General features: G+C 34.6%; 18 protein-coding genes. 3 read left to right on the forward strand and 15 right to left on the reverse strand.

The genetic code is table 11. The annotated features are described in order from the left end of the window. Nucleotides 1-10: 10 nt before the first annotated feature. Nucleotides 11-370 (forward strand): SLAC1 family transporter, encoded by a 360-nt coding sequence (locus tag JEOSCH030_RS03165; protein ID WP_185125170.1) that lies wholly within the window; start codon nt 11-13, stop codon nt 368-370. A gap of 76 nt (nt 371-446) precedes the next feature. Here the strand turns inward: JEOSCH030_RS03165 and JEOSCH030_RS03170 are convergent, their stop codons facing one another. Continuing rightward, entirely contained in the window at nt 447-1,859 is a 1,413-nt protein-coding gene (locus JEOSCH030_RS03170) for a YfcC family protein (RefSeq protein WP_185125171.1), read from the reverse strand. Nucleotides 1,860-1,883: 24 nt separating this feature from the next. Beyond that, complete coding sequence (locus JEOSCH030_RS03175; RefSeq protein ID WP_185125172.1) at nt 1,884-3,062, reverse strand: M24 family metallopeptidase; 1,179 nt, start codon at nt 3,060-3,062, stop codon at nt 1,884-1,886. A gap of 113 nt (nt 3,063-3,175) precedes the next feature. Here JEOSCH030_RS03175 and JEOSCH030_RS03180 point away from each other — a divergent pair, with 113 nt between their 5' ends. Next, nucleotides 3,176-4,072: a LysR substrate-binding domain-containing protein gene (locus JEOSCH030_RS03180; RefSeq protein ID WP_185125173.1), complete on the forward strand. Its 897-nt coding sequence runs from the start codon at nt 3,176-3,178 to the stop codon at nt 4,070-4,072. A gap of 147 nt (nt 4,073-4,219) precedes the next feature. On the opposite strand, the gene JEOSCH030_RS03185 is transcribed toward JEOSCH030_RS03180, so the two are convergent. The 4 genes from JEOSCH030_RS03185 to JEOSCH030_RS03200 all read right to left on the reverse strand — a co-directional run bounded on the left by JEOSCH030_RS03185 (nt 4,220) and on the right by JEOSCH030_RS03200 (nt 8,438). Beyond that, nucleotides 4,220-4,954, reverse strand: coding sequence for a GntR family transcriptional regulator (locus JEOSCH030_RS03185; protein ID WP_185125174.1), 735 nt, complete (start codon nt 4,952-4,954; stop codon nt 4,220-4,222). A 161-nt stretch (nt 4,955-5,115) separates the two neighbouring features. Further along, nucleotides 5,116-5,961, reverse strand: a complete 846-nt coding sequence (locus JEOSCH030_RS03190; protein ID WP_185125175.1) for an isocitrate lyase/PEP mutase family protein — start codon at nt 5,959-5,961, stop codon at nt 5,116-5,118. A gap of 15 nt (nt 5,962-5,976) precedes the next feature. Further along, entirely contained in the window at nt 5,977-7,218 is a 1,242-nt protein-coding gene (locus tag JEOSCH030_RS03195; RefSeq protein WP_185125176.1) for an SLC13 family permease, read from the reverse strand. A 20-nt stretch (nt 7,219-7,238) separates the two neighbouring features. After that, nucleotides 7,239-8,438, reverse strand: coding sequence for a M20 metallopeptidase family protein (locus JEOSCH030_RS03200; RefSeq protein WP_185125177.1), 1,200 nt, complete (start codon nt 8,436-8,438; stop codon nt 7,239-7,241). Between the two features lie 399 nt (nt 8,439-8,837). Between JEOSCH030_RS03200 and JEOSCH030_RS03205 the strand changes: the two genes are divergently transcribed. Beyond that, nucleotides 8,838-9,677, forward strand: a complete 840-nt coding sequence (locus tag JEOSCH030_RS03205; protein WP_185125178.1) for a PPK2 family polyphosphate kinase — start codon at nt 8,838-8,840, stop codon at nt 9,675-9,677. Between the two features lie 68 nt (nt 9,678-9,745). Here JEOSCH030_RS03205 and JEOSCH030_RS03210 read toward each other — a convergent pair whose 3' ends face one another. The 9 genes from JEOSCH030_RS03210 to JEOSCH030_RS03250 form a co-directional block, all read right to left on the reverse strand. Then, a complete protein-coding gene (locus JEOSCH030_RS03210) occupies nt 9,746-10,123 on the reverse strand; it encodes a RidA family protein (RefSeq protein ID WP_185125296.1) in 378 nt (125 codons plus the stop codon). Between the two features lie 13 nt (nt 10,124-10,136). Further along, the gene (locus JEOSCH030_RS03215) at nt 10,137-11,327 is read right to left on the reverse strand and encodes an amidohydrolase (RefSeq protein WP_185125179.1); all 1,191 of its coding nucleotides are present in this window, start codon (nt 11,325-11,327) and stop codon (nt 10,137-10,139) included. Nucleotides 11,328-11,490: 163 nt separating this feature from the next. Beyond that, nucleotides 11,491-12,270 carry a hypothetical protein gene (locus JEOSCH030_RS03220; protein ID WP_185125180.1) on the reverse strand — a complete coding sequence of 260 codons (780 nt, stop codon included), beginning with the start codon at nt 12,268-12,270 and terminating at the stop codon, nt 11,491-11,493. 11 nt (nt 12,271-12,281) lie between these two features. Continuing rightward, complete coding sequence (locus tag JEOSCH030_RS03225; RefSeq protein WP_185125181.1) at nt 12,282-13,625, reverse strand: IS1096 element passenger TnpR family protein; 1,344 nt, start codon at nt 13,623-13,625, stop codon at nt 12,282-12,284. Nucleotides 13,626-13,745: 120 nt separating this feature from the next. Continuing rightward, nucleotides 13,746-15,155: an aspartate ammonia-lyase gene (aspA, locus tag JEOSCH030_RS03230; RefSeq protein WP_185125182.1), complete on the reverse strand. Its 1,410-nt coding sequence runs from the start codon at nt 15,153-15,155 to the stop codon at nt 13,746-13,748. A gap of 22 nt (nt 15,156-15,177) precedes the next feature. Continuing rightward, on the reverse strand, nt 15,178-16,266 hold the full coding sequence (locus JEOSCH030_RS03235; protein WP_185125183.1) for an aminopeptidase P family protein: 1,089 nt from the start codon (nt 16,264-16,266) through the stop codon (nt 15,178-15,180). 12 nt (nt 16,267-16,278) lie between these two features. Then, nucleotides 16,279-18,216, reverse strand: coding sequence for a S9 family peptidase (locus JEOSCH030_RS03240; protein WP_185125184.1), 1,938 nt, complete (start codon nt 18,214-18,216; stop codon nt 16,279-16,281). Between the two features lie 81 nt (nt 18,217-18,297). After that, nucleotides 18,298-19,248: a FecCD family ABC transporter permease gene (locus JEOSCH030_RS03245; protein WP_185125185.1), complete on the reverse strand. Its 951-nt coding sequence runs from the start codon at nt 19,246-19,248 to the stop codon at nt 18,298-18,300. Then, entirely contained in the window at nt 19,241-20,116 is an 876-nt protein-coding gene (locus tag JEOSCH030_RS03250) for a helical backbone metal receptor (protein ID WP_185125186.1), read from the reverse strand. Before JEOSCH030_RS03250 ends, JEOSCH030_RS03245 begins: the two co-directional genes overlap by 8 nt. Between the last annotated feature and the right edge of the window lie 118 nt (nt 20,117-20,234).

Here is a 20,234-nt window from a genome sequence, read left to right on the forward strand (position 1 = left end):
CGTGACATAGATGATTAATTTTTTAAAAAGACAAACAGAACATTTTTACCCAGGATACTTTGCTATGGTCATGGCAACCGGTGCACTCTCTTTGTCTTCATGGTATTTAGGCTATCATGCATTTGCTGAGTTTTTACTCTGGTTAAATATTGTCGTGTATTTTGGCTTAATTGTCTTAAATATACTCAGAATTTCTTTTAATACCACAGCTGTCTGGTCAGACTTCACAAATGCAATTAAAGGTCCAGGCTTTTTCACTTTCATTGCCAGTAACAAAGATAGTGCAGACTTTATAGTAGATATCGCTGTTAAAAGTTTACAAGAAGATGAAATCAACACATGGATTATAAATAATACAAAGAAAATTTAATCCAAAAAATAAGTCACCTAGATTTATAAATCTAGGTGACTTATTTTTTGGATATTTCATATTGGAATATGGTTGATTAAAAAGGTCCAATATTTATGCTTACCGCAATAATCATCGCTACTACACCAATCAGTACCCAAACTCCTAACAAGGGCAGCATAAACCGTAACCATTTTACCCAAGATACACCAGCAACAGCTATACTTGCCATTAAAATCCCGGAAGTTGGAGCTATAGTATTAGTGAATCCATCTCCCATATTATATGCTAGCACTGCTGTCTGTCTCGTAATTCCAATAATATCTGCTAAAGGAGCCATTATTGGCATAACAATCGCTGCCTGTCCACTTCCCGATGTAATAATCAAGTTAAACAGAAGATTGAAAAAGAACATACCCAATGCTCCTACCATAACCGGTAAAGGCTCTATAATGGATGATATTGAATTTACTACAGTATCTAGTATTAAACCATTTTCAAGGACAACAACAATTGATCGTGCTAAACCGACGATTAGTGCAGCATAAATCATACCTTGGGCTCCCTTTACAAACTCTTTGACAAAAGTATTTCCGTCTATTCTTGCAATTAACGCTGTCCCTATTCCTATAATTAGGAATAAAGCTGTCATCTCATTTAAACCCCAATCATTTCTAAATACACCAACAGTATAAATAGTCATACAAACTGCAAAGAAAATAAGAATGATCTTTCTTAAAGTAGTGAAATCTCCATGATCTGTCTCTACTACCTCTTCATTTGTCTCATTAAATTTATTCTCCCCCATTATACTTTTATTGGGGTTCTTCTCAATTTTTTTAATATAATATATAATGTACAAAATACTCGAAGTTAATACAGCTAGGTATATAAGAAATCTAAACCATAACCCACTAAAAACAGGGAGTCCTGCGATTTCCTGACCAAAACCTGTTGTAATTGGATCAAGCCCAGCAATTGTGTAACCAGAGTATGCTCCTAAATACACAATAGCTACCGCTACAATGGCATCTAATTTAAAGGCTTTTGCCACCACTATACCAACTGGTATAAAGGCGATTACAGCAGTGTGAAGTACTCCAAGAAATCCTGCAATAGAAAATACCGTTGCTAATGACACAACAAGAAGAATTTTTTTATTTCTGGTTTTATTAATTAAACTCATAATTCCAGAATCTATAGCTCCCGTGTAATTAATAATTGAAAATGCACCGCCAATTATTAAAATAAGGAAAATTATATTTGCAGCTTCCATCATTCCTTCTTGGATAGATAAGAAAAAACCCATAAGCCCTACCGGATCTGAAGAAACATAACTAAAACTATCGGGAATTACTGTCGGTACAAGTCCTCCTTCTTCTCTTTCAAATTCACCAGCTGGAATAATATACGTCGCTATAGCCCCTATAATTAACATAACAAACAAGATAATATACGAATCTGGCATCTTAAACTTGTTACGTCTCTTCTTGCTTGATTCTTCACTCATAACTATCCCCCCTTTATTTGATTTTTAAATTATTAGAGATTCAAAATCTCTAGGATAATAAGTGATCAACTCCATTCCAGTTTCAGTAATAAGAATAGTGTCAGAATGTCTAAATGCTCCAATATCTTCAACATACAGTCCTGGCTCAACTGAAAATATCATGCCAGGCTCTAATAATGTGTCATCACCGATATCAAAAAATGGAGCTTCATGATTGAGTAATCCAATGTTATGACCAGTATGATGTCTCACTAAAGGTTCTAAATTGTTCTCTTTAAAGTACCTTTGAACATTTTTTTCGATAACAGAAGCCTCAATGCCAGGTTTTATAGAATCAAATGCTATTTCCTGTGCTTGAAGCATATGATTAAAATATTTTTCTTGCTCTTTACTTGCTTCACCAATGAACATTGTTCTTTCTAATTCACTTTTATATCCCCAGACATCACATGCTGCTTGAGAAACAACATTAAATCCTTTTTTCAACATTGCATTTTGATTTTGTGAATGTGGAAAAAATGAATGCTTCCCAATTTGACCTCTATAAAAAGCGTGTGGAGGATTTCCGTATGGTTTATAGTCTGCACCTAAAGTTTTATAAATTATTTGAGATGCTTCAAATGATGCCCTACCTTCGATTTCCATTTCTCTTTTACCAATTTCTGAATACTCAACTAGTAACGTATGAGCTAAATTTCCCCATCTTGCAGATTCTTTTATAAGTTCTATTTCATTATTGGACTTGATGTATCTTTGCTTTTCTACCATACCTTTAATATTCACAATATCCTTAAAATCCATTATTTCTGTCAGCAATGGTCCTTTATAGCCCTTTTGAGAACTATATCCGAGCGAATCGTAACCAACTGTCTTTTCAGTGAATTTATATTCTATTAAATACATCTTCAAAATTTCCATAGGATGGGTTTCCCCAGGATATTCTATATATTCATGAATATAATCAATAACAGCATAATTCTCTGCATGAGAGTACTCCATACGAGGAACGAATAGATGCGTTTTGTTAGAGTCATCAATAAAAAATGCAATAGGTCTTTCTGAAGGTCTAAACATAAAGTTCGTCAAATAAAATATGTCTGTAGTGTTAAATAAAATTACTGATTCAACATTCATTTCTTTTAAATTATCCGTAAATTTCTTCTGGCGTTCTCTAATTTCTTCATTTGGTATTTTTAGTTTCATGTAATCATCCCTTCTAAAATCTATTTAAATCTATGTTAGATTTAAATTAGAGTTTTGTATAATATATTATTAATAACTATTGATATTTAATATATATGAAAGGAGACCATCATTTGGAAATCAGACACCTAATATATTTTCAAGCGGTAGCAAAGTATTTAAATTTTAGTAAAGCAGCTAAAAGTCTAAATATTTCACAACCTCCTTTAAGTATGCAAATAGCGCAATTAGAAGAAGAAATTGGAGTCAGATTATTTCATCGCACTAATAGAAAAGTAGAACTAACTGAAGCTGGCTATTACTTTAATAGTAGCTGTGACTTTATAATAAACCTCTTAAATAAAGAGATTGACACCACTAAAAAAATTCACGCAGGTGAGCTAGGAACGATTGTTTTAGGTTTCAGTGGTTCAGCAGTTTATGACATACTCCCAACTATAATAAAGGAAATGAAACTAAGACATCCCAATTTGAATATCGTAGTTGAACAACATACTAGTGGGGAGCAAGAAAAATTGCTTCTAAATGGTCATTTGAACTTAGGTATTTTAGTTCCTCCAGTTTCAAATGAAAAAATAAAATTTTTACCAATCAACCAAGAAGATTTTAAACTTGTTTTACCCCTGGATCATGAATATTCTAAATTACCCGAACCTATAGATTTAAGCATATTAAAAGATGAGGATTTTATTATGACTCCTGAAGAATCAGGCAAAGGATACTATGACTCAGTGATTTCATTATGTAACAATGCAGGCTTTTATCCAGTAATAGCTCAGAGAGCACAAGAACAACAAACTATTATTTCTCTAGTAGCATCTGAACTTGGAGTAGCTCTTGTACCTAACTCATCTACTAATATTATTAATAGTGACGTTGTATTTAAATCTATAAAGCAACAATATAAAAAAACCACTGCACTTGCTTGGCATGTAGATAGTCAATCACCTGGAGTAAAGCTTTTCAGAAAACTTATTAATAACCTAATAGACACTGGTAAAATCAAATAAAGTTGAGACCAGATGCCTAAAACTTAAAATTTAAAATACAAGACAAGTGATAAAAAATATAACGATCGGTGCAAAAAAACTGTTTAGAAATCTTCAACTCAGATTTCCAAACAGTTTTTGTTTAAAGGTCTTATAAGTTAGCATATTTTATCTTTCTAAAACAGATATAATTTTATACTTATCCGATTTAATCCAAATATTAGAGTATTCAGCTACTTTATCCTCTATTAAAAATGTTGACTGTTCTAAAAATAAAATAGGGCTAGATACAGGAACATCGAGAATTTTAGCTTGTTCAGTATCAACACTCTTAGCTTCAAAACTTCTAATTCCATACTTTATCGTTTTTTTTGAAGTTTTTTCCATCATGTCAAAAATCGTATCACTTTCAAAATTTTCAAGTTCTATATTTTTACAAATTTTTGTGTTAACCCAGTTTTCCATAAGAAGCACTTTTTCATTTTCTACTAACCTAATTCTTTTCAAGTAAAGGACTGGTGTATCCTTTTGACATTCTAGTTTTGACATAATATGTTTATTTGGCTTTATTAACTTTTGCACTAAGACTTCTGTTTCATAGTCCACTCCACTATTAACTAAAGACTCAGCAGTAGATATAAATTCTTGGGCTAAATTCGAAGTTGTGAAACGACTCAAAACAAATGTACCTTTCCCGTGTATCTGTTCTAGATATCCTGTTTTCACTAATTCTTTAATAGCTTTTCTTACTGTTCCTCTGCTTACATTTAATTCTTTTGAAAATTCTTCTTCAGAGGGTAATTTGAATCCTTCAGACCATAGTCCAGTTGATATGTTATGTTTTATTTTATCTTGTATTTGTATAAAAATTGGTTTAGAAGCACCAGAATCAATAAAGCTCATAAAATCCACTCTCTTTAAAGTATTTAATTATTACATAGAATCTATATATTATACCAATAATGTCGTAATCAGTCACAAACCATAATACAACTTATTCTAGAATTTCAAAACGTAATAGAAAATGCGATACACACATAATGTATACCGCATCTACTATATTATTAGTACTTTTTAGATTCTTTTTCAACTGATTCACTTAGTCCAAATAGGTTATAGATATCTAATGGATTCGTCATATCTTCTCTTAAAGATAGAGTAGTTTGTTCATTAATTAATGTTTCAAATAATTTTTCATTTATATGAGCTGTAATTGCCATGGTTGACACTGGGAATAGAGCAATCTTAAATCCAAGATTTTTTACTACTTCAGTTTCTAAACTTGCGGGAAAACCTTTTTCGTTCATATTTATTAATAAGGGGTATTTTACATTTTCGGAAACATACAAGACTTCTTCGTATGAAGATAAGCCATCAACATAAACTAAATCTGCTCCATTGTCTCCTGCCAGATTAACTCTTTCGACAGCTTTTTCAACACTTCCATTATAATTTTCTACTGTTCTAAATATAATTGTAAAGGAATCGTCAACGTTCTCTCTCATAGCTCTAATTTTTGGAATAACTAAATCAATATCCAAAGCATCTTTAGAAGTTGTTGGTTTGTCTTGTGGTAAAATTTGATCGTCAATTTGCAAACCATCGGCTCCAGCTTCAAAAACTGTTTTAGCGGTATCACCTGCGTGAATAGAATTCCCAAACCCATTATCAACATCAGTTATTATAGGGATATCTACTACTCTACTAATTTTTTGAATACTTTCTTTAAAATCACTTAATGTTAAGAATCCCATGTCAGGTTTTCCTAAGTTAGTAATAGAAAGTGCGCCTCCTGATAAAAATATGGCTTGAAATCCTGCCTTCTCTGCTAATTTTGCAGTAAGTGAATCATATATTCCAGGTAATATAGTAAAATTATTTTCATTCACTATTTCTTTAAAATTTTTCATTTTTATTAAACACCTCTATAGATAAATTATTGAACATGCAATTGTAATTACAATACCTAATATTAAAGTTAGTGGAAATCCAACTTTAAAATAGTCTTTTACTTGATATCCACCAACTTCCCAAACTAACAGGTTTGGCCCTGTTCCAAACGGAGTAGCTAGTGCTATTGATGCAGCAATAGCGATTGCCATAACAACCCCTGCTGGATCTATATTCGCCGCTTCCGCTACTAAAATACCCACAGGTACCATAATTGCGGTCAACGATGTATTCATCAGGAATTGAGTTATCAAGATTACAAAGAATGTGACAGCCATTATGATGAATACCGGTGAAAGGTTTATAAAGTAAGGAGAAATCCAATTCACTAGATATTCTGTTGCGCCTGTTTCGACCAATGCAGTACTCAACGGGAAAATACCAGCTACTAAAAATAGTGTTGGTACACTAAACGAACTAACAGCCTCTTCAATCGTGATACATTTTGTTAATACTACTAAGATTGCACCAGCTGCAGCCGCAACGTGCATCGGAATTACTCCACTTGCCATAGAAATAATAATCCCTATAAATATTATTGCAACAAGAAGCATTTTTGCTGGTTGTTTACTTGTCTCCTCGCCTACATACTCATCTTCCAATTCTATATCTGGCAACAACTTCTTCCCTAATGTGAGTATATAAATCATTCCAACAATTAAAACGGGTATACCAATCCATGCGAATTCAAAAAATCCAAATTCACGATATCCAAAATCTGAGAGTAACCCACTGGCAACAATATGAGGGGTTGTACCAATTAAAGTAATTGTTCCACCTATAGATGAAAAGAATGCCAATGACATTAAGAGTTTAGATTTAGAAACATTTGCTTTTTCTGCTACTGTGCTAACAATAGGCATTAATGATGCAGTCGTTCCTGTATCATTTAAAAATGCGGATAGTCCACTGGCAACAATATTTGTACCAAATAAAGTCCCTGTTTCAGACTTACCGGTTAATCCTATAATTTTTCCTCCTATATAATCTGCTAGTCCAGTTTTAAATATTGCTCTACCTACAACTAATAGACTCATAAAAAATATAACAACAGAGTTGGCAAAATCAGCGAATGCAACATCAGCATCAAGCACCCCAAACAAAGCTAAGGAGGTAGGTATCATAGCACCAATTAATATTGGGCTTATTGGTCTCCAAATTAATAGGACAATAGCAACTACAAAGATTGTTACTGCAATTATTGCTTCAGTGGACATTAAACTTCACCCCTAATATTTTATTTATCATTTAATAAATCTACGATTACATTTGACATCACTTTCACACCTGTTGGTATAGCTTTTTCATCAAAATGGATATCATTACTGTGTAATGCCCTTTTTGATCTCTCATCATCATTATTTGTGCCTAATCTTACCAGTGCTCCAGGGATGTCTTGTAAATAAAGTGAGAAATCTTCGCTTCCCATAGAAGCCTGTTTAAGCCAATGTATGTTTTCCAATCCAATTGAATTTTCTGCAGATTTTTCAATTGTGTCTATAATATCTGGATCATTCACTACCGGATAAGTGGCTTGTTCAAAATTCACTTCTCCAACAGCTCCAAAACTTTTAGCACCATATTCAAATAAATCTGTTATTCTTTCTTGGATAAATTGATCTAAATCAGAATTTAGAGTTCGAATAGTTCCTTCTCCATATGCTGCATCTGGAATGACATTTGAAACCTTTCCAGCTTCTAGTTTCCCTATCGTAACAACAGCAGATTCTTGAGCTCCAACTCTTCTTGATATGATACTTTGTAAATTTGAAACTAGATTTGCTCCTATAACTACAGGATCATTACCTTTTTGTGGATGAGCAGCATGGGCACCTTTACCTTTAATCTTAAAATTGAAGCTTGTGCTTGATGCCATCATTTCATTCTTTTTTAATCCAATTGTTCCAGCTGGTAAATCTGGCCACGTATGAAACATAAGAATTTTATTAACTTTAGGTTCATTCAAAATTCCCGACTCTATTACTTTTCTAGCACCATAAAAGATTTCTTCTCCTGATTGGAATATTAATCTGACATTACCATTTAAATTTTCTTTAAATTTATTCAGTGTTAAAGCAGTTCCCAGTAATGTTGTAGTGTGTATATCATGACCGCATGCATGCATTTTTCCTGATTCTGTAGATTTAAATTCAAGACCTGTTTGTTCATCAATAGGCAATGCATCAATATCTGCTCGATACGCAACAGTTTGATTATTAGTTTTTCCTTCAATAAGTGCAGTTACACCAATGCCTCTATCTTCAATAAATTGAGGTTTCAATCCTTCTTTTTCGAGGAATTTGAAAATTTTCTCTGATGTATTGTATTCTTCACTACTTAATTCCGGATTTTGATGCATAGATCTTCTAAAGCTTACTAACTTCTCTTCAATGTCTTTAACAAAATTTTTTATTTCTTCTTGTAAATTACTACTCATTTCCATCCTCCTATTTTAAAGACGTCTATAGACGTATACTATAAAGCTAAAAAAATTACATATAAAATGAGAAACCTCATTTCACATGTTTTGTACACATTATCATTATTTAAATTTAATGAAATCGTTTTCTATAAATTCGATAATAACTCACATATATTATTCTGTCAAATGTAAATTTTCTAAAAATTTAAGTGAGTTAGTTTATAAATAGCCCAGAGAAAACTGTTTTGGAATCCTTCTTTCACATCACACAAAGTCTAAATTCTTCAAAACTTGTATCGTTTATTCCATGTACATTGCCAACTACTAGTTGTTCACGAACTATAGTGATTCTGATATCTCAAATGTTTCCCACCTTTTCATGCGGGTAAATATCTTCAAACAGGGGTGATAATAATGAAATTATCAAATTATAAAGTACCGTGTACTAAAAATATAAAACTAAAGAAATACAAAACTAGTGAGGGCAAGAAAAAAGATAATCAAGAGATTAAAGAAAATATAGTCCCGCCTTTAGTTGAAAAATTAAAGGATCTACATCTTAAATTAAATGCTCAGGAAGAAAACGGAATTATGGTAGTCTTACAAGCCATTGATGCTGCTGGTAAGGATGAAGCAATTTCATATATATTCTCAAATTTAAACGCACAGGGTCTCAAAGTCACTTCCTTTGGGAAACCAACAGAAGAAGATAAAAAACAAGATTATCTCAGAAGAATCCACGCTGGGGAACCTAATCGTGGGGAAGTCGCGATTTTAAATCGTTCACATTATGAGGATGTTATTGCTACAAAAGTCCATAATCTATTAGTAGATGAGCATGATGATATATTCGAACAACGTTATAGACAGATCAATGACTACGAAAGATACCTACACGAAAATGGCTTTACGGTTATCAAATTTTTCTTTCATATGTCTAAAAAAGAACAAAGAGACAGGCTTTTGAGTAGAATGAAAAATCCAGATAAACACTGGGAATTTTCAATTTCAGATGTTGAAGAAAGAAAAAAATGGAATCAATACCAAATCGCTTTTGAAGATATGTTAAATAACACCTCCACCCGACACAGTCCGTGGTATATATTACCTGCTGATGATGAGTGGCATAGTCGCCGTATTATTACTGAAATCATGATTAAAGTTTTAGAGAAAATCGATCCGAAATTCCCCAAAATTTCTGGTAAAGATAAAAAACTCTTAGATAAATATATTAAAAAACTAGAAAATGAATAAGGTTTATAGCACATAAAAAGACTGTTTAGAAATCCCTACTTAGGTTTCTAAACAGTTTTTGCTTTAAGCTATTCCATTGCAGCAACAGCTTCTATTTCCACTAGACAACCATGATGTAATGGCGTCGTAGGAACAATGGCTCGTGCTGGTTTATGAGTTCCAAAATAGTCGCTATACACTTCATTAATATCATTCCAGTAAGCAACATCTGGTGTATAGATACGACACATTATCACCTTATCTTTAGTAATGCCCGCCTCACTTAAGACAAGATCCAAATTCTTCAAAGCTTGTGCCGCTTCTTCTTTCACGCCACCTTCTACAACTTTCCCAGTCTCATTATCGATTGATAATTGCCCAGATATATATAGGGTTCCATTATGCTCCATAGCAGGAACATAATGTCCCGGATTCTTTTTAGAGTATTTCGTGTGTATTTCTCTCATCATGTCACCTTTTTTATTGAATTTTTTTAAGAATAATATCTGCCATTGCTTTTGCAGAAATAATTAACGATTTTTCATTCACTTCGAATTTAGGATGATGGTTTGGATAAGCATTTTCAACACCCTCAGGTTTAGCTCCTACAAATATAAAAGCACCTGGTTTTTCTTGTAAGTAATATGCAAAATCCTCAGATGCTGCCTGTGGTTTATCGCGGTACACTTTCTCAAAGTATGAGCCTGCACTTTCACTAAGTGTCTCTTCTATTTCATCTATAATTTCTGGCGTATTGTAAAGGACTGGATAATCATAGACATAGTCTAGGGTACACTCCACACCGTATGTAACCTCTAGCCCTTTAACTAAACGTTCCATTTCTTCATAAATCGGTTCTTGATTATCCATAGATAAGTAACGCACTGTCCCTCTTAAAGTGACACTATCTTGAATTACATTATATCCACCTGGTGCATCGAAGGCTGTGATGGATACTACGACTGAGTCATTTGGATTCATACGTCTAGAGACAATCGTTTGAGCTGTAGTGACAAAATAGCCCCCTGCAACGAGTGCGTCATTCGTTGTATGTGGCATGGCACCATGTCCTCCGGAGCCTTGAATTTTCAGTTCGAAATTCGAACGTCCTGTCATCGCTTCTTCAGCACATACTGTAATGTCACCGACATCGATAGTTGGGAAGAGATGAATACCATAAACTTCATCTAAGTCATCTAAGATACCTGAGGCAACAATACTTTTCGCACCACCTGGTGGCTCTTCTTCTGCATGTTGATGAATCAGTTTAATTTTCCCTTTCCACTCATCTTTTAAATCAATTAATGCCTCACCTAAAATCAATAAATAAGCTGTATGTCCATCGTGGCCGCACGCATGCATGACACCTTCATTTTTAGACTTAAATTCTACATCTGCTTCCTCAACTATAGGTAAAGCATCAAAGTCAGCTCTTAAGCCTAAAGTTGGTCCTTCGCCAGCTCCACCTTCAATTTCAACAATGATTCCATTTCCATTCCCTACATTTGTTGTAATAGAAACTTCTTTATCTCTATAAAATTCTTCTATGAACTGAGCTGTTTTTTCTTCTTTAAATGATAGTTCTGGATTTTCATGTAAATGACGTCTAATTTGAATCATTCTATCCTCGTTATCCTCAAGTTGCTTAAATAATTTCTCTTTTAATGACATTTACATTACCCCTTTTAAATAGATTTTTAAAATCTCTTCTTAAAGTTGGAAAAAATAATGGCTATAGTCACGAACGTATTTCACTTACCCTCTTCTACTGTAAATAAATCTCTCCCTAAAGCTTCATTCCTGATACAGGTGTCGACTTTATAGAGAGTTATGATTAAAAGATTTCTTCTTTAAAGAATTCTAAAAGCACTAAGGGTAAAATAGCGACGTTCGGTAAATATGGCATAATAATACCCGTCGCAAGGAAGGTACTCCAATCCCCTTCGTCTTCGGTAAACAATACTTGACCCGCTTCAATTTTCTTCTTAAAACGTGCGAGCTCATCTTCTTCAAATAATTTTAATTTTTCTTGCCAATATTCCTTATGAATTAGACGTTTAGAAATTGCATTTATGATTTGTGGTCTATTTTTATATTCTTCTAAAGAAAGATCTAAGTTTTCCGCTACTAAATTCATGTGTTCTTCAGTTAATAAGAGATCATAGTACTCTATAATTGGATAATCTAAGAGATTAACTGTGGTTGTATACTCAGCATTATTTAAGGTCACATTATCAAGTGAAATGCCTTCTGGTAAAGGTGGCAATTGAATGCTTGAACCGAAGTTTCTTAAAATACCATCAATCACTTCTTCGTGCATCACACCCATACCGTCACCAACGTAAAGTAAGTGATGATTATAAATTAAAAATGGATGTTCTTCTTCATCAAATGGAATAGAGATGATATTATCAGCTGTTAAAGCATTGGAATAACGCTTGATTAATTCTATCTCTTCCATCGCTAAGCTATCTCCAAGTAAAGTTAAATAGTCATCAGACTTTGCTTCTTCTATTTTTTCTTCAACTAATTTATCCACTTGTGATAGGGACTCTCCCACTTTATCTAGATGCAAATAAGTTAAATAAGTCTTATAAAATGTTGCTAAATCCATCTTGATTCTCCTTAAGTCATTGGGTTTCCTCGATTAAATAATCTCGACAACTGCTTATTTACAGCACTGACAGGGTAGCGTTCTCTGTAGTTTTTCTGTCTTGCCCGGTAATAAGTGTTATCAAAATCTGGATGGTGTTTATCTTCTAGAATTTTTAGAACTTTTTTAAGGTTTTCAACTCCACCGACGCCTTCTATTGGGCTCGGTCCTTGATAATCTTCGACACTCGGTATTGGCTTATCGATACTCAAGACATCTTCAACCTGAAGTTTAATAATATAGTCATCATTTGATTCGTACTGATATTCTAAGCCCGATTCTAAAAACACATCTGCCATAATCGCACTTTTACTCATATTGGTAGGAGTTACTTCCTTACCATCAATCAAGAAATAGCCTGAGTCTTCATTGGTCCAGCCAAAGGTTTGACAGATTATGATTTCAACTTCTAAGAGATTAAATCGACTAGGTAGAATGATCTGTCTATAAATATCTTCATAAGTAGACAACTTTAAGCCGACTTGATAAGCATTGAAGTTAGCGTCGTCTTTTTCTACTTTGGAATAATTAATGTTATCAAAATCGATTTCCTTTAATCCTGCTAAAATATCCTTATGCATAATGAGGTAATCTTTATGCACCTTTACTAGTAAGCCCGTTTCTAATGCGGTACGCCAACGGGGAATATTGTCATAGATGTAATCGTCATTTCTAAGCTTATCTTGAATTTCATTGACTGCTTCGTTATCTAATTGAGATACAGCATGAACGAGGTACTCTTTTAGTCTTAAATGATTGACGACTTCTGTTAAGTAGTCCTCTTTATATTGACCAAGTGATTTGATATTAAGTTTAGACATTAAGCGTCTGAGTTCAAAGAAGGTTAAATTATTGTATAGCCAATACATTGGACCTTGAAAAATTGGCATAAAACGATTGTAATCTCTTGCTGATATTCTTTCCGAATCATCGATATACATCTCTTCTATAGGAAATATTCCTGATTGCTTCATCCCATGATTTAAGCTATTAATAATTTCTGAATGAATGACGCCATCTCCTGCTTTATCTTCTAAAATATACTGATAATCAATCAAGGTAGCATATTTACTTAAGTTGTAAGCGACATGGTGCACATTATCATGAGTATCTTCTGAAGCTAATCTTTTTAAAAGTTTTGCCTCTGCCATAGAGAAGTGTTCGAAGACTTCTTGAATACTGTTCATATCATTTAATTCATTAATTTTATAATTGATTAAGTCATCTAGATTGGTAAAGTTTTCTGAGTTAAATAGGCTTGCTCTTATGAGGTCTTGCTCACCCAAGTAATTTTGATAAAACTCTTGAATATCCAATTGTTTCCCTCCTTTTAAATACCTTTTCTCTTTATTCTACACTTTATAAGTATGAAAAGTCGCTTCAAGTACCTATAAAAAAAACGCCAGCTCAATAATAGAGCCAGCGTGATTTGTCTTTTATTCTGGAAGTTTAGATACGCCGATGTTTGTCATTTCAAATGCATTCAAGACATGGTTTAACTGATCTTCTCTGAGTACGTCATACTTCAAGCATAGACTACGAACCGACTCACCAGTTGACATCGCTTCTCTCGCGATTGCTGAAGCTTTCTTATAGCCGATATGAGGCACAAGCGCTGTAATAACACCGATCGATGAATCGACGTAAGCCGCCATCTGTTCTTCATTGGCAGTGATTCCTGAGATACATTTTTCTGTGAATACTCTAAATCCGTTATTCATAATGTCGATAGATTGTAGCAGATTAAATGCAAGGACAGGCTCCATAACATTTAACTCGAACTGTCCTGCTTCTGAAGCGAGACAAATGGTATTATCGTTACCGATGACTTGGAAAGCAATTTGGTTAATAACCTCTGCCATTACTGGGTTCACTTTACCTGGCATAATTGATGAACCTGGTTGACGAGCTGGTAGATTGATCTCATTCAAGCCTGCTTTTGGACCTGAAGCCATCATTCTAAAATCGTTAGCAATCTTAGACATATTCATCATACATACTTTAAGAGACGCTGAAATCTCTGTATAAGCATCAGTATTTTGAGTACCGTCCACTAGGTTTTCAGCAGATTTTAGAGGATATCCTGTTATTTTTCTTAGCTCTTCTACAACGACATCAATGTATTTTTGATCCGCATTCAGCCCTGTACCAACTGCTGTGGCACCAATGTTAATTTCATAAAGATTTTCAAGTGCATTTGTAACACGTCTGATATCTCTTGATAAAACTTTAGCATAAGCACTAAATTCTTGGCCAAGACGAATTGGAACCGCATCTTGTAAATGTGTACGTCCCATTTTAATAATATGATCAAACTCAACAGCTTTCGCTTCAAATGCTTGTTTCATAGTATTCATCGTTTCAAGCAAGCTTTCAGCTCTAATTAAGAGACTGATGTGTAGAGCTGTTGGGAAAGCATCATTAGTCGATTGAGACATGTTTACGTGGTTATTAGGACTAATGTAATCATAATCTCCTTTTTCTCTACCAAGAATAACTAAGGCACGGTTAGCAATGACCTCATTAGCGTTCATATTATTTGAAGTACCTGCACCACCTTGGATTGGATCCACGATGAAGTGTGAGTGCCATTGACCATCGATAATTTCTTCACTAGCTTGAACAATCGCCTTCATGCGCTCTTCGTCTAATACTCCATCTGCATGGTTACCAATCGCTGCTGCTTTTTTGACCATAGCAAGTGCACGAATTAAATCTGTATTTAAATGATAACCTGTAATGGGAAAGTTCTCTAAAGCACGTAAACTTTGTACTCCATAATAAGCATCATTATCAATTTCTTTTTCTCCAAGAAAATCCGATTCTATTCTTGTTTCTTTTGTCATAATAAATTACAGCTCCTAAGCATTATTGTATAATCATCGACTCAAAGTCTTTTGGAAAACTATTTAGAGTAATTGTATTGTCTTCTTCTATAAATAACATATCTTCAATTCTTACCCCGCCTATACTAGGAATATAAATCCCAGGCTCAATTGTAATGACATTACCACTCTCTAAAAGATCAGTGTTGTCACCGTGGATTGAAGGTGCTTCGTGAATATCTAGACCAAGACCATGCCCAATTCTGTGCATGAAGTATTCTCCGTAACCTGCGTCTTCAATTACATCTCTAGCAGTCTGATCTATGGATTTTAATTCGACACCTTTTTGGGCGGCTTTAATGCCTTCTAGGTTCGCTCTTAAGACTGTTTTATAGATGGTTTCCTGTTCTTTAGACGCTTCTCCAACGATGAAGGTTCTTGTCATATCAGAAACATAACCTGTGTCAGAGATAACACCAAAATCAATCAATAAGAAGTCTCCATTTTTGATGACTTCATTACCTGTATCACCATGAGGTAAGGCTGACTTTTTACCCGTTAGGACAGTCGGGCCAAAACTCGGTCCAATCGCACCGTATGACTTAAATTGTTTGACTAAGAAATCTGAAACTTCCATTTCAGTCTTACCTTCTACTGTAAATTCTTTCAAATCTTCAAGTGCTTTCTCTGTGATTTCTACCGCACGTAAGAGTTCTTCTTTATCGTGTGCATCTTTCTTAGTGCGTAAATAAGCAATCTCTTTATCGAGCACCTTAATGTCAGAAGCTTGGTAGTTCTCTATTAATCTTAAATAACGCTCGTATAAAAGGTGACCACCTTCTACCGCGATTGTGCTGTTTTTCGGAATCGCTTGAAAGACATATTGAAATGCATCTTCCTTATCATCGTGTGGTAGATATAAATTAAGGTTAGTATTATTTTTAACTGTCTCCCCGTCCAAAGCAGGATATATTATTGAAGTTTCAAGAGTTTTATTGTTAATGATTAACACTAATAAGCGCTCATGTGGGTCTAATTTAACACCTGTAAAATAAAATATATTCATTGGATCTGTAATCAAGGAATAGTCCGTATCTAGACTTTTAGCTAAAGCTTCGATTTTTTTACTCATGTACTCACACCCTTAAATATATTTTTCAAACCAATTCGTCATGTGATTAAGTCTTTCCATGCGTAGGCTTGGTTTTCCTGAACGTGACAATTCGTGTGAAGATTTAGGGAATCGAACAAATTGTGTTTCTTTACCGCGTGATTTCAACTCGATAAAGAGCTGCTCTCCTTGTTCAATCGGACAACGGATATCTTCTTCTCCATGTAGTATCAATAGTGGTGTTTCAACATTGGCTGCATATTTAAGCGGAGAGTGATGCCAAAGTTTATCTAGGTCATCAAGGTCTGCTAATATTTGCCAGTCTGTAAAGTAGTAACCAATATCTGAAACTCCGCGGAAGCTAATCCAATTCGAAATAGAACGCTGTGTAACAGCCGCTTTAAAGCGGTTAGTATGTCCAACAATCCAATTGGTCATAAAGCCTCCATAAGAACCACCTGTGACACCTAATTTATCCTGATCGATCCAGTCAAACTTTTCAGTGACATAGTCAACTGCTGCCATAATATCTTTGTAGTCACCATTACCATAATCTCCTCTGACTGCATCAACAAAATCTTGTGAATAGCTGTGTGAACCTCTTGGGTTAATGAAAAGAACCGCATAGCCTTTAGCTGCGAGTACTTGCATTTCATGGAAAAAAGTATTGGCGAATAGTGCATGGGGTCCTCCATGAATATTAGTAATCATCGGGTAACTATTTCCATGTTTATAAGCAGCAGGTTTCATAAACCAACCATGTACTGTTGTCTCATCAAAGCTTGTAAACTCAATTTCTTCTGGCTCAACTAAGTGTGTATCTTCTACATAATCCTTGTTGATTTCTGTTAATTGACTCACTTGACCTGAGGCAAAATCAAACTTATATAGCTCACTCGGTGAGACATGAGTTGAGATTGTTAAGTAAGCTGCCGTATCGTCAGCATCCATGCCAAAAATATTATGCTTTCCTCTATATAACGGTTCAATCGAACCGTCGACCTTACCTCTGTATAAGTTGACACTGCCAAATTCCGACACGATAAAGACAAACGTATCATTAGAAATCCACTTACTTGGATTATTCACTGAATTTTGTTGCGTATCTTGGGCAACGAGGCCACCCACTGGTTTATCTAAGGCCGTTGTCACATCGATTGTCGTTTCATTTTCTAAATTTAGCACTTCAATATGAGGATGGGTCGCGTTCTTATATTCACGACCAATGAGAGTCATCAACAGATATTTATGATCCGGCGATAATTCTACTTTGACTACATTGACCCCTTCTCTTAATAAATGGTCTTGTCCATCTTTACGGTAATAAAGTTTAGAAGAGAAATTGTAGTCAGGATTATCACTTTGATCCGTAGAGTAGAAGAAACCATTTGGTGCAATCTCTTCAAGAGTATAGTTTTCATCCCCACTTAAGACTGTTTCTGATTCCTTCGAGTGAATATCAATTTTCTTAATCGCACTATATTTTTCAGGAAAAACACCGTATGGAGAAGGTCCACCATCTGATTTATATTTCATGCGATTTACCACTGTCGGTTTGAGGGTTTTATCGTCTTTTTCTTGTTCTTCTTTAGAGCTTTTAACTGAATAATAAATCGTTTGATCATCTAGACCAAAGATTGGACTACTTGCGCCATCTTTTTCATTCGTAATTTGCTCTCTTTCTCCCCCAGCATGACGAAGTAAGAAAACTTGGCTTTTGCCTTCTTCATCTTTTGCTGTAAAAGCAGTCATCATACCATCATTAGAATGGTTAACTTCAGAGATTTTTTCATCCTTATATGTAAGTTGGATATTCCCTTTTGAATCATATGCATGCAGATAAGAATAATACGTGTCCTTATCCTGATCAGTTTGACCAACTAAATAAGTCACACGACCAGTCTTACCCATTACTTTGGGTGCTGCTACTGAACGAATTTTAAAAATATCATCGACTGAAACGTATTCCATCCGAATTCCCCCTTTTTATTTAATATAACACTCTTTTATAAAGCCTTCTATTTTATAAGTGAAATCGTTTACGATTTATTTTTAAGATCGTTTAAAATTTCTTTTATAAAGAAGGAAAATAAAGAATGGGACAGCTGATAACATCACCATAACTCCCGTCGGGATTTGGATAGGTGCAATAATCGTACGTCCTAAAGTATCAATAAATAAAACATAGAGCGCACCGAGCAAAATTGAGCGTTTGACTAAGGGGGCAAAAGTCATTGGTTTAACATAGAGAATCAATTGTGGAATGATAATACCCACAAGCGCTATAATTCCCGTATATCCTATAGCAATCAGTGGTGGAATTGAGGCTACCATCAGTAGCAGTGGACGCACTAAACTGACTTTAACACCTAAAGCGTGTGCCCTGATATCTCCCAATTTTAATAGATCCAAACTCCTTGAAAATTTCAAGTGAATGATAAAACTCACTCCTGTCACAAAGAGCAGTATGCCTACTTGATTGAAGTTTGCCCCTCCTAATGAACCGAACATATAACGAGAAATATTAGCAGTCTCATTAGGGAAAAGTAGAATGAGTAAGTACAATAGACCAGATAAGAGGGCTCCGAGTAAAATTCCAGTGATAATCAAAGTCTCTGGTCGATAAGTGACATCAATTTTCCGTGCAATAGCGACGACCAAGAGCATAGTAGCTAAACCAAAAACAATACTCGCTATGGGTGCTAAAAATATAGGAAGAACCGAAACAACCACTAAACTAGATCCTAATACTGCACCGTTTGCCATACCCAAAGTGAAGCTGTCAGCCATAGGGTTTTTTAAAATAATTTGAAACACCGCGCCACTCATCGCTAAGGCTGCACCTGTTAAGACTGCCATCAGCGCTCGAGGCAGCCTGATATCGATAATAATTGAAAACACCTGCATATATGTTAGGTCAGTTAAAAGAACAGAACCGAAAGTCAGGCTAATTAAGACACTAAAAATCAACAGGGTCACTAAAATAAGGTTGCTTTTATTCATAGACACACTCTGCGATTTCTTTTAACCCTTCAGAAATTCTTGGTCCTGGTCTAGAGATGACATCAGCGTCGGGCACGCATTGATTTTTTTCATTCGTGATCGCTGAATCCTCTAAACCAGCAATATTAGATAGTGATTCAGATAAAACTTCAGGCGCTTCACCACTTATGGATACGACCTTAGAAATATCTCTTTTTACTAATTCCTCCGATGTCACAGTTGGATAACCTTCGACATCACTAAAGGCATTACGAACATTTAAAGAAGTGAGAACATCATCAATGAAAGTATCTGCACCAGCAACATAGATATCTGGATTTGTTGATACTAAAAGAAGCACGTCTCCATCGATTGTTTCATCTTCGTACTCTCTGATTACTTCAGTCACTTGATTTTGTAATTTTTCATTAACTTCCTTTGCTTCTTGTTCTCTATCTAAAAATTGCCCGATTTGATCGATGGTCTCATAAATTTCTTCAATATTGGTCGCATCATCTACCACAAGCACATCTGCATTCGTCGACTCAGCTACTCGGTTGACTACATGACTTATAGCAGCTTGATTGCTCTCATGTATCACAATATGACTTGGATTAAGTGCAAGCATTGCCTCTTCATCTAATTCAAAAGAGTCTAGTCGTGTAAGGTCGTCACTTAAACTTTCAGGATAATTATCCACCGTTGTCACTCCGACTAGACTATCTTCTTCTCCCAAGGTAGAAATGATTTCAGTATTGCTCGGCATTAAAGAAATTATCCTCTTATCGTCAGATGAGTGTTCAACTTGTTTTTCTTCATTGGAGCAGGATGACAGTAATAAAATTGATAGGATTAAAAGCATGACATATGTGTTTAGATTTGCTCTCATCTTTGTTTATCTCCTCATTAAAATTCTATGTATTAAGAGTCTTTAGTAAGAAAAAATACTCCTCCTTAAGCATTCACTTTTTTAAAATGTCAACTTAGGGAGGAGCATATCAATATGT

The organism is Jeotgalicoccus meleagridis, assembly GCF_903994045.1.
Lineage (GTDB): Bacteria > Bacillota > Bacilli > Staphylococcales > Salinicoccaceae > Jeotgalicoccus > Jeotgalicoccus meleagridis.